8 protein-coding genes are annotated in these 11,417 nt (G+C 72.6%); 6 read left to right on the top strand and 2 right to left on the bottom strand.

Going from position 1 to position 11,417, the window contains the following annotated elements; all coding sequences use genetic code 11:
- A complete protein-coding gene (locus ADK60_RS08870; RefSeq protein WP_079008173.1) occupies positions 1 to 861 on the bottom strand; it encodes an SDR family oxidoreductase in 861 nt (286 codons plus the stop codon).
- 581 nt (positions 862 to 1,442) lie between these two features.
- Between ADK60_RS08870 and ADK60_RS44635 the strand changes: the two genes are divergently transcribed.
- A complete protein-coding gene (locus ADK60_RS44635) occupies positions 1,443 to 1,763 on the top strand; it encodes a hypothetical protein (protein ID WP_159400361.1) in 321 nt (106 codons plus the stop codon).
- A 127-nt stretch (positions 1,764 to 1,890) separates the two neighbouring features.
- Here the strand turns inward: ADK60_RS44635 and ADK60_RS08865 are convergent, their stop codons facing one another.
- Positions 1,891 to 2,502, bottom strand: a complete 612-nt coding sequence (locus ADK60_RS08865; protein WP_053644662.1) for a TetR family transcriptional regulator — start codon at positions 2,500 to 2,502, stop codon at positions 1,891 to 1,893.
- An 82-nt stretch (positions 2,503 to 2,584) separates the two neighbouring features.
- Between ADK60_RS08865 and ADK60_RS08860 the strand changes: the two genes are divergently transcribed.
- The 5 genes from ADK60_RS08860 to ADK60_RS08840 all read left to right on the top strand — a co-directional run.
- Positions 2,585 to 3,520 (top strand): oxidoreductase, encoded by a 936-nt coding sequence (locus ADK60_RS08860; protein ID WP_053644660.1) that lies wholly within the window; start codon positions 2,585 to 2,587, stop codon positions 3,518 to 3,520.
- Positions 3,521 to 4,007: 487 nt separating this feature from the next.
- On the top strand, positions 4,008 to 5,210 hold the full coding sequence (locus ADK60_RS08855) for a cytochrome P450 (protein WP_063772553.1): 1,203 nt from the start codon (positions 4,008 to 4,010) through the stop codon (positions 5,208 to 5,210).
- 2 nt (positions 5,211 to 5,212) lie between these two features.
- Positions 5,213 to 5,422, top strand: a complete 210-nt coding sequence (locus ADK60_RS08850) for a ferredoxin (protein WP_045942577.1) — start codon at positions 5,213 to 5,215, stop codon at positions 5,420 to 5,422.
- Positions 5,423 to 5,849: 427 nt separating this feature from the next.
- Entirely contained in the window at positions 5,850 to 6,386 is a 537-nt protein-coding gene (locus ADK60_RS08845) for a response regulator transcription factor (protein WP_052709422.1), read from the top strand.
- A 308-nt stretch (positions 6,387 to 6,694) separates the two neighbouring features.
- Positions 6,695 to 11,417 (top strand): type I polyketide synthase (locus ADK60_RS08840; protein ID WP_159400360.1); only part of this gene is annotated, 4,723 nt, incomplete at its 3' end.

The following is an 11,417-nucleotide window of genomic DNA, read 5'->3' as shown; positions in this document are numbered from 1 at the left end:
TCAGCCGCTCCCGGCAGGTACCTCCGTCGGCGCGACGTCCGCGGGAACGCCTGTCCCGTAGGGGAGTTCACTGGTCGGGACGGGCAGCGACACCCCGCCGTCGACGGCGAGGTTGACCCCGGTGATGTAGGCGGCGGCGTCGCTGCACAGGAACAGCGCCGCGGCGGCCGTGTCCTCGGGCCGGGCCAGCCGGCCGAGCGGCACCCGCTGGGCGTGCCGCTCGAAGGAGGGCGGCAGGTCGGGCCGGCCGACCGCCATTCCGCTGAGGGCGCCCTCGGACGGGGTCGGCCCCGGGGCGATGGCGTTGACCCGGATCCCGTGCCGCCCCCACTCCCGCGCCCAGGTCGTGGTGAGCCCCAGCACACCGGCCTTCGCCGCGGCCGCGTGCGCGAAGTAGGGGAAGCCCCGGTGCGGGTCGGTGACCACGATATTGAGGACCACGCCGCTCTGCTGCTCGATCATGTGCGGCACGACGGCCCGGGTGCAGTGGAAGGTGCCCAGCAGATCGATGTCGACGACGGTCCGGAACGAGCGGGCGGACATGGTCTCCGCCGGTGACCAGAAGTTGGCGGCGGCATTGTTCACCAGCACGTCCACCGCGCCGAAGTGGTCCAGGGTCAGCTCGACCGCGCGCGCGACCTCGTCCTCGTTGCGGACGTCGCAGACCGCCGTCTCGCACCGCACACCCAGGGCGCGCAGGCGCCGGGCGGCCGCGTCCAGGCGGTCCCCGCTGCGCGAGGCCAGCACGACACCGGCGCCGTGCAGGCCGAATTCCCGCGCCATCGCATACCCGATACCCGAAGCCCCACCGGTGATGACTACCGATTTGCCGGCATAGAGCTTCGCCACAAAATGACTCATGAAGAAACCAACTCGCGCATTGCAGGATTGCACCCGGAGAAACCGCTCCGGGTCAATGGAAAAGCTCTGTCGAAAAGCCTTGACAAAGGGGGTCGAACAGAACTTCCGAGATTCCGCGGACGACACACGGGGGAATCCTTCACACACTCCGACAGTGCCTGCCGGAATCCCCCTCGACGGGGCCGGACCCGACCCGCACGAGGGCTGCGGCAGTACCGCGAACCACCCGGCCGTCAGCCGCCCCAACGCCCCTACCTGGCCTGCCGTCGAACCACGACGACCCCCGTCGCCCCCGCCGTCCGCGCGGCGGTCGGGCCCGGCCATTCCGGGCCGGCCGGCGGGGAAACCAGATCACCACCGATTGCTCACATATTCCGCCGGTCAGTACTGGAGAATTTCCATCGACACCCCGGCGCCCCCTCCCACCTGGGACGATACGGATCTTGTCGTGCCATGTCAAGGAACTCTTTCGCCCCTGGGGCGGGGCCCGGCCGGCCCCGAACAGGGGTGGCAAACGGCTCCCGGCGACCGCGGTCGCAGTTCGCCCGACACGCACCCCCGGCCCGGGGGGAACCAATGCGGTGCGGGAATTCCGAACTCCCGCACCGCCGTCAGGCACCGTCGTCGGGGCCTTCGACCGCCCGATCACCGACTGCACCGCCGGCCTTCGCGCGTTCACCCGGACCGGCGCCGCCGACTGCACCGCGGGCGAGCCGATCCGGACCTCCACCGCCCCCGGGCCGCGCGAGTACGACACCCCCGGCACCGGGTACATCGGCGACCAGCTCTACTGCGCCGCCGAGCGATCGCCGGACTGCCCAGGAAAACGCCACCGGGACACCGCACTTGACGATCGATCATATTCTGCACGCCGACGACATCACCTGCTGCAACGCCCGTGAGGGCCCACTGCGCTGCCAGCACCCCCCACGGGGGCGGTGGCCAACCGCCCGGAGCCGTTCGGCGTTCCGGCACGCGTTCCGGGAGCGCGTTCCGTCGTTCCGAGGCGCTCCCGGCCCGGGCCCAGCCCTAGCCCGGCAGGGCGTCCAGGGCGGGGGCGATGGTGGCGAAGGCGCGGTCGGTCAGTTCGGCCGGGTCCTCGGCGCCGTCGCTGGCGCTCCACAGTTGCAGGACGACGTCGAACGCGGTCAGCGCCATCCCCGCGGCGAGCCGGGGGTGGAGGCCGGTCGCGGAGCCCAGGTCCAGCCGGTCGGCCAGCTCGGCCGCCAGCTCGTCGCGCCACTGCGCCTGGCGCTCCAGGAAGCGGGCGTGCAGCGCCGGCGTGCCCAGGATCAGCTGCACCACCCGCAGCGCCTGCTCGGCATGGCCGGCGCAGGCGTCGATGGAGACCCAGACGGTGTGCCGCAGTGCCACCGACGGCGACTCCTCGGCCGGCCTGCCGGCGAGCTCGGCCCGCATGCCGACGCCCATCTCCCCGAGGAACTGGACGACCACGTCCTCCTTGGACGCGAAGTAGCGGAAGAAGGTGCGCTTGGACATGCCGGCCGCGGCCGCGATCTCGTCGACCGTGACCGCGTCGAACCCCTTCTGCGCCAGGAGGTTCAGCGCGGCCTGGGACAGCTCGTCGGAGACCAGCTGACGCTTGCGCTGGGCCAGGCTCGCTTCAGGGCGGGTAGTCACCCCCTCATGTTACACGCCGCGCCGTCTTTGACCCCTAAGGGCGCGCTTGACACTCGGTGACAGGTAGGGCAACGTGTGACGCATGACGAAGCAGCAGGGCTGGACCGCCGATCGGATTCCGGACCAGACAGGGCGGGTGTTCGTCGTCACCGGGGCGAACAGCGGCCTCGGCCTGGCGACCACCCGGGCGATCGCCCGCAAGGGCGGCCAGGTGATCCTCGCCGTGCGCGACGAGGTCAAGGGCCGACGGGCGGCCGCGGAGATCACGGCCGCACAGCCGGGCGCCCGCCTGGAGGTGCGCCGCCTCGACCTGGCTGACCTCGACTCGGTCCGCTCCTTCGCCGAACGGCTGCGCGTCGACGGGACCCGCCCGGACGTCCTCGTCAACAACGCGGGCGTGATGGCGCCGCCGCGGACGCTGAACGCGCAGGGTCACGAGATCCAGTTCGCCGCCAACCACCTCGGCCACTTCGCCCTCACCGGGCTGCTGCTCGACCTGCTGGCCGAGGGCAAGGACCCCCGGGTGGTCACGGTGAGCTCGACCAACCACCGGCAGGGGAAGGTCTTCTTCGACGACCTCTCCGGCGAGCGCAAGTACTCGCCGATGGGCTACTACAACCAGTCCAAGTTCGCCAACGCCGCGTTCGGCTGGGAGTTGCACCAGCGCCTCACCGCGGCCGGCAGCCCGGTCCGCAGCCTGCTCGCGCACCCCGGCTACACCGCCACCAACCTCCAGACCAGTTCCCCGGTCGGCATGGTGAAGGTGCTCTTCGGCCGCATCCTGACCCCGCTCGCCCAGGCCCCGGACCAGGGCGCGCTGCCCCAGCTGTTCGCCGCCACCGCCCCGGACGTCGAGGCCGGGCAGTTCATCGGCCCGAGCGGGATGGCCGAGCTGCGCGGCGCCCCGAAGGTGGTCCAGCTGGCCCCGTCCGCCGCCGACGCCGAGACCGGCAAGCGCCTGTGGGAGCTGTCGGAGCGGCTGACCGCCGTCCGGTTCACCTTCCCCGCCGTCGCCTGACCCCGTCGTCCGACCCCCGGACGACCCCTGCCCGACCCCGCCGCCGGATCCGGCCGCGGGAGCAGGCCCCCGAACCAGGGGTCGCCGCGCATGACGCCCCCGGCATGCGCGGCGACCCCTGCGCCACTCGCGCCCCCGCACCACCCGCGCCGACCCCCTTGGCCCCTGCGCGGGACAACTCGTTCACACCCCCCGAACCCGGCTCCCCGTTCTCCCCGCGGCGGCACCGGGAATCTCGGCATTCCGTTTTGCAATATCGCCGCAATGAAAATCCAGCACCCCCCTCCGAACGACACGAACGGAACGACTCCCACCGCTTCCCGGAGGAGCTTCTCCGGCGAACCAAGGACTTTCCCCGAGCCAATCGTCATGAGCATGTGAGGTGGATCACTATCGAAGATCCGTCCGATGACGACCTGTTAGGGTGATGGCTCAATGTCGAGTTCCATCCACGGGGGTAAAAGTGGGGGAAGTAGCAAGCGTTGATGTGGCCGCCTTTCCGGCGTTCCCGTTCATCGGGTCGGACCACGACCCGTTCATTCCGGTCAGAGATCACGACCTGAAGCACCTCGACGAGTCGACCGGCAGAATCAGACTCCCCTTCGGCGGCTGGGCCTGGCTGATCACCAAGCACGAGGACGTGCGGCAGCTGCTGCGCCACCCGGGCTTCAGCTCCGACCAGTACCGCCCCGGGTTCCCGGTCCTGAACCCGATCCCGCCGACCCGCGAGGGCGCGTCCGGGCTGTTCATCTTCATGGACGGCGACGCCCACAGCCGCTTCCGGCGCATGCTGACCGCCGAGTTCATGATCAAGAACATCCGGCGGATCGAGCCGCTGATCGAGGAGACCGTCAACGAGGCCCTCGGCCGCATGCGCGAGATCGGCCCGCCGGCCGACCTGATGAACGAGTTCGCGCTGCCGGTGCCGTCGATGACCATCTGCCACCTGCTCGGCGTGCCCTACTCGGACCACGACTTCTTCCAGCACCACAGCCGCGCGATCATGGACCGGAACTCCGGTCCGGCCGAGGTCGGCGCCGCCATGGGCGCCCTGAACGGCCTGCTGGGCGACCTGATCGCGCACAAGCGGACCCACCCCGGCGAGGACCTCCTCAGCCGGCTGGTGGCCGAGCGCGTGATCCCGGGGGAGCTCAAGGAGGAGGAGCTCCTGAGCATGGCCATGCTGCTGCTGGTGGCGGGCCACGAGACCACCGCGAACATGATCGGGATGTCGGCGCTGGCGCTGCTGGAGCACCCCGAGCACCTGGACGCCCTGCGCGAGGACCCGGGCCTGGCGCCCAACCTCGTCGAGGAACTGCTCCGGTACTGCACCGTCGTCCGGACCGGTCTCCCCAGGCTCGCCCTGGAGGACGCCGTCATCGGCGACCGGGAGATCAAGGCCGGCGAGAGCGTCGTGGCGATGCTGTCGATGGCCAACCGGGACGGCTCGGTCTTCCACGACCCCGAGTTCTTCGACCCCCGGCGCAACGAGGCCCACCGGCACATGGCGTTCGGCTTCGGCCTGCACCAGTGCATCGGCCAGCCGCTGGCCCGGGCCGAGCTGCGGATCGCCCTGGTCCAGCTGGCCAAGCAGTTCCCCAACCTCCGGTCGCAGACGACCCTGGCGGACGTCCCGAAGCGCCACGAGGCGGTCACCTTCGGGCTGGGCGAACTGCCGGTGACGTGGTGACCATGCACATCACCGTCGACCGGGACCTGTGCTGCGGGTCCGGCAACTGCGTGGAGACCGTCCCCGACGTGTTCGACCAGGACAACCGGGACGGCATGGTGCTGCTGCGGATCTCCCAGCCGCCCGAGCACCTCCAGGAGGCGGTCGAGCGCGCCGCCCAACTGTGTCCGGTGGGCGCCATCGAGATCTCCCGCCGGAATTCGACGGACTGACCGACGCAGCACTGCACGGGGGCGAGCACGCCGCGTCTCGACAATCCGCCCTTCCATCCCCGCACCGTGTCCGGAATCCGGCCACCCGCAGAATTCTCCCGCGCGGGCGGCCGGATCCGGCCCGGGTGCGCCGCGCACCCGAAGCGGCTTTCCACGGATTTCCCGGCGATTTCGAGAGCGTCTTTTACTGTCCATTTCACCGGGTAACGCGACCACGATCTCGCGCTGCCCGGAAATGCGGGCCGAGCCCGGCGTGCCGATCATTCACGCCCGGCCGGCCCCGCCCCTCCCCCCTGTGTGCCCACATAACAGGAGAGCGGAAAAGTTGGATAGTGGCAGCAGCCAGACACGAGTATTTGTATGCAGTAGACACCCCTACGCGCGACTGGGCATTCGTGGGGCACTGAAGCAGGACGACGCACTGACCGTGGTCGGCGAGGCCGCGGACATCATCGGACTGCTGACGGCGACGGCGGTGCGCGAACCGGACGTCGTGGTGCTCGAAGCCCGGACCCAGACCGACCACCTGCACGAGCTGACCGCCCTCGACACCGCCCTGGTGGTCGTCGTGGAGGACGCCGAGACCGCGGCCGACTGGATCCGTCTGACGCAGGCCAACGTGCGTGCCGTCGTGCACTCGGACGATCCCGAGGAGGTCCTCGTCGAAGCGGTCCGCCGGGCCACCACCGGCGACTGCTACGTCTCCCCCGGCCTCAGCGGCCTGCTCCTCCGGTTCGTGCGGGACACCCTACCCCGCCCCCTCTCGGTCGTCCCCACCCACGCACCCTTGACTTCGCGCGAGTCCGAGGTGCTCCAGCTGGTGCGGCGGGGCATGGCCAACAAGGAGATCGCTCGTCGGCTGGGCCTGAGTGAAAAGACCGTCAAGTTCCACGTCTCCAACGTGCTCGCGAAGGCCCACATGGCCTCCCGGGCACAGCTGATCGCCTCGGCCGCGGCCATGTGAGACGACGGCCGCGGACGGCGAGGAGGACGACCGCACGACAGCGGGGCGTCCGCACGGAACCACCGTGCGGACGCCCCGCTGTCGTGTCCGCGTTCAACACCGGCCCCCGGTGGGCAGACTGACCGGACGTCCGACGGTCGGCGGACACGGCGGCGCCGGCCCCGGCGCCCGGGATCCGGTCGCCCACCTTGGTCTAAAGTCCTGGTTTCGCGCCGCCGATCCTGCCCCGAAGCCCTGCCTTCCTGCCGTTCCTCTGGCGGAAGTCCCGGTCCGGTCCGGAAACGGATACTCCCGGTATGAAGCCCTCCATGTCCGGTGACCAGACGATCGGCCGCACCCACGACACCGCCATCGCCGTGATCGGAGCCTCCTGTCGGGTCCCCTCGGCATCGGGTCCGGCCGCGTTCTGGCAACTCCTGACGGAGGGCACCGACGCCCTCTCGCCCTGGCCGGAGCAGCGCGGCCCCGGCGGCGCGTCCTGGACCGGCGGCTTCCTCGACGAGGTCGGCACCTTCGACGCCGCCTTCTTCGGCGTCGAGCCCGACGAGGCCGCGGCCATGGACCCGCAGCAGCGCCTCGCCCTGGAACTGGTCTGGGAGGCGATGGAGGACGCCGGGCTGCCCGACCACCGGCTGCGCGGCTCGCGCACCGGCGTGTTCGTCGGCGTCTCCTCCGACGACTACGCCGCCCTCGCCGCCCGCAGCGACCGGGCCGGCCACGGCGAACTGCACGACTTCACCGGCCGGCACCGGGCCGTCGTCGCCAACCGGGTCTCCTGGACCCTCGGCCTCCAGGGCCCCAGCCTCTCCGTCGACGCGGCCCAGGCCTCCTCCCTGGTCGCCGTCCACCTCGCCTGCGAGAGCATCCGCCGCGGCGAGTCCGACCTCGCCTTCGCCGGTGGCGTCAACCTGATCCTCTCGCCGGACGGCATGCGGGCCGCCGCCGGCCTCGGCGCCCTCTCCGCCAAGGGCCGCTGCGCCGTGTTCGACGAGAGCGCCGACGGCTTCGTCCGCGGCGAGGGCGGCGGCGTGGTCCTGCTCAAGCCGCTCGCGCAGGCCGTCGCCGACGGCGACCCCGTCTACTGCGTGATCCGGGGCAGCGCCGTCAACAACGACGGCGGCGGGGAGCGGCTCAGCGACCCCGATGTCGCGGGCCAGCAGCAGGTCCTGCGGCAGGCCTACGCCAATGCCGGGATCGGCACCGAGGCCGTCCAGTACGTCGAACTCCACGGCACCGGAACCCCCGTGGGCGACCCGGTCGAGGCCGCCGCGGTGTCCGCCGTGATCGGCCGCGGCGCCGACGGCCGCCGGCCGCTGCGGGTCGGCTCGGTCAAGACCAACATCGGGCACCTGGAGGCCGCGGCCGGCATCGTCGGCCTGCTGAAGGCCGCACTGGCGCTGCGCCACCGCCGGCTGCCCGCCAGCCTGCACTTCCGCACCCCCAACCCGGCGATCCCGCTCGACGAGCTGAACCTCCGGGTGCAGACCGAGCTCGACGCCTGGCCGGACCCGGAGGTCCCGCTGGTCGCCGGTGTCAGCTCGTTCGGCATCGGCGGCACCAACTGCCACGTCGTGCTGGCCGAGGGGCCCTACTCCGGCCACCCGGCGGACGCCGCCGCCCCGTCGGCCGGGGCCGCGCCGGTCGAGCTCACCGCGCCGGTCGACACCGCCACGCCCACCGCCGCCATCACCACCGCGCCCGCCGCCGCCGCGACCGCCGCGCGGGGCCCGCTGCCGTGGGTGCTGTCCGCCCGCTCCGGCCGCGCGCTGGAGGCACAGGCCGGCAAGCTGCTCGCCCACCTGGGCGCCGACGCCGGAGCGGCCGCGGCCGACGCCGCCGGGATCGCCCGCTCGCTGGCCACCGGCCGCTCCGTCTTCGAGCACCGCGCCGTCGTCCTCGGCACGGACCGCTCCGACCTCACCGCCCGCCTGGAGCGGCTCCACGAGGAGGCCGTCAGCGGCCTCGCCGCCCCGGCCGGGCGGACGGCCTTCCTGTTCGCCGGCGGCGGCGCCCACCGGGTCGGCATGGGGCGCGAACTGTACGCCGCCTACCCGGTGTTCGCCGCGGCCCTGGACGAGGTGCTCGCCCACCTCGACCCCGCCCTCGGCCTGCGCGAGGTGCTGTTCGGCGAGCGCGCCGACGCCGGGCCGGCCCTGGACGGCATGCGCTGCATGCAGCCCGCCCTGTTCGCCTTCCAGGTCGCCCTCTACCGCCTGGTCACCTCCTGGGGCGTCGAACCGGACCTGCTGGTCGGACACTCCTTCGGCGAGATCGTCGCCGCCCACGTCTCCGGCGCCCTCTCGCTGCCCGAGGCGGCCGCGCTCGCCGCCGCCCGCGGCGAGCTGATGGAGGCCCTGCCGGCCGGCGGCGCCATGATCGCCGTCGAGGCGACCGAGGAGGAGGCGCTCGCCGCGCTCGACGGCGTCACCGATGTCTCCATCGGCGTCATCAACGGGCCGACCTCGGTCGTGCTCTCCGGCGCCGAGGAGTCGGTGGCCCGGATCGCCGACGACTTCCGCGCCCTCGGCCGCCGCACCACCCGGCTCCGGGTCCAGAACGCCGCCCACTCGCCGCTCACCCTGCCCATGCTCGACGAGTTCGCCCGCCGGATCGACGGCCTGACCGTCGCCGAGCCGCGCATCCCGATCGTCTCCACCGTCACCGGCCGCACCGGCACCCCGATGACCGAGGACTACTGGATCGGGCACGTCGGCGCGACGGTCCGCTTCCACGACGCGATCAACGCCTGCCGCGCGCAGGGCGTCACCCGGTTCGTCGAACTCGGTCCCGACGCCACCCTGACCCCGCTGGTCCGGCCCGACGAGGCCGAACTCGCCGTGGCGCTCCAGCACCGCGACCACCCCGAGCCGCAGACCCTGCTCACCGGCCTCGCCCAGGCCTGGGTCTCCGGTGTGCCGGTCGACTGGGCCGGGACCATCGGCGCGGCACCGACCGTCGACCTGCCGACCTACGCCTTCCAGCGCGAGCGCTACTGGCTCGACGAGCGCCCCGCCGCGCCCGCCGCCGAGCAGCACCTCAGCTCCGCGACCCTCGCCCTGCGCGACCGGATCCGCACCGAGCCGGAGGGCTTCCTGCGCCGCTGGCTCACCGAGCACCTGGCCGAGGGCACCGGCGGGACCGGCTTCGCCGCCGACGAGACCTTCCGCGACCTCGGCTTCGACTCCGTGCTCTCCGTGCAGCTGCGCAACCGGCTCGCCTCGGCGACCGGCCTGCGGCTGCCCGCCAGTGTGCTCTTCGACTACCCGACGCCGAACGCCCTCACCGCCTACCTGCACGAGCGGATCGTCGGCGTGCTGGACGCCGCCGACGACGACCGGCGGACCGCCGCCCCGGTCGCCGCCACCGACGAGGACCCGATCGTGGTCGTCGGCATGGCCTGCCACCTGCCCGGGGGGATCGACTCGCCGCAGCAGCTCTGGCAGTCGGTGCTCGACGGCACCGACGCCATCTCCGAGTTCCCCACCGACCGCGGCTGGGACCTGGCCGGCCTCTACCACCCGGACCCGGCGAACCCCGGCACCAGCTACGCCCGCCACGGCGGATTCCTCTCCGGGGCGAGCGAGTTCGACGCCGACTTCTTCGGCATCAGCCCGCGCGAGGCCGCCGCCATGGACCCGCAGCAGCGCCTGCTGGTCGAGACCGCCTGGGAGGCCCTGGAGCGGGCCGGCGTCAACCCCGACGGACTGCGCGGCAGCCGCACCGGCGTCTTCGTCGGTGCGATGAGCATGGAGTACGGCCCGCGGCTGATGGCGTCCGGGCGGATCTCCTACCTGCTGGGCCTGGAGGGCCCGGCGATGACGGTGGACACCGCCTGCTCCTCCTCGCTCGTCGCCCTGCACCTGGCCGTTCAGGCCCTGCGCAACGGCGAGTGCTCGCTGGCACTGGCCGGCGGTGTCACGGTGCTCTCCACGCCGGGCATGTTCGTCGAGTTCTCCCGTCAGCGCGGCCTCGCCGCCGACGGCCGCTGCAAGGCCTTCTCCGACGACGCCGACGGCACCGGCTGGGGCGAGGGCGTCGGCCTGCTGGTCGTCGAACGCCTCTCCGACGCGCGACGCAACGGCCACCAGGTACTGGCCGTCGTCCGCGGCTCCGCCGTCAACCAGGACGGCGGCAGCAACGGCCTCACCGCGCCCAACGGCCCCTCGCAGCAGCGCGTCATCCGGGGCGCGCTGGCCAACGCCCGGCTGGGTGCGGCCGACGTCGACGCCGTGGAGGCGCACGGCACCGGCACCACCCTGGGCGACCCGATCGAGGCCCAGGCCCTGCTGGCCACCTACGGCCAGGGCCGCGACACCGAACAGCCGCTCTGGCTCGGCTCGTTGAAGTCCAACATCGGCCACACCCAGGCCGCCGCCGGCGTCGCCGGTGTCATCAAGATGATCGAGGCGATGCGGCACGGCGTGATGCCGCGCACCCTGCACGCCGACACCCCCTCCCACCACGTGGACTGGGAGTCCGGCGCGGTCAGCCTGCTCACCGAGCAGCGGGAGTGGCCCGAGCTGGACCGGCCGCGCCGTTCCGCCGTGTCCTCCTTCGGCATCAGCGGGACCAACGCCCACGTCATCCTGGAGGCCGCACCCGAGGAGCCGGCCGCCGGGACGCAGGAGCCGGTGGCGGAGTCGCCCGAGGCAGCGGGTGAGGGTCCGGTGCCGTGGGTGCTGTCCGCCCGGAGCGAGTCCGCGCTGACCGAGCAGGCCGCGCGCCTGCTGGAGCGGATCACCGACGGGACCGAACTCGACCTGCACGACGTCGCGTTCACCCTCGCGAACGGTCGCGCCCTGCTGGACCACCGGGCCGTCGTGGTCGGTGGCAACCGGGACGAACTGGTCGAGCGGCTGCGGGAGTTCAGCAGCGCCGGCGCCTCCGCCGGGGCGATCACCGGCCGGGTCGCACCGGGTGCGGCGAACGGTGCGGTGTTCGTGTTCCCGGGTCAGGGTTCGCAGTGGATCGGCATGGCGCGTGAACTCCTGGACTTCTCGCCGGTCTTCGCGGAGAAGATGGCGGAGTGCG

The sequence above is a fragment of the Streptomyces sp. XY431 genome, from assembly GCF_001279805.1.
Classification (GTDB): Bacteria; Actinomycetota; Actinomycetes; order Streptomycetales; family Streptomycetaceae; genus Kitasatospora; species Kitasatospora purpeofusca.
This window is presented reverse-complemented; position numbering and strand designations above follow the sequence as displayed.

Coding starts and splice junctions, on each gene's coding strand:
- ADK60_RS08870 (WP_079008173.1), bottom strand. CDS start 861: ATGAGTCATTTTGTGGCGAAGCTCTATGCCGGCAAATCGGTAGTCATC.
- ADK60_RS08860 (WP_053644660.1), top strand. CDS start 2,585: ATGACGAAGCAGCAGGGCTGGACCGCCGATCGGATTCCGGACCAGACA.
- ADK60_RS08850 (WP_045942577.1), top strand. CDS start 5,213: ATGCACATCACCGTCGACCGGGACCTGTGCTGCGGGTCCGGCAACTGC.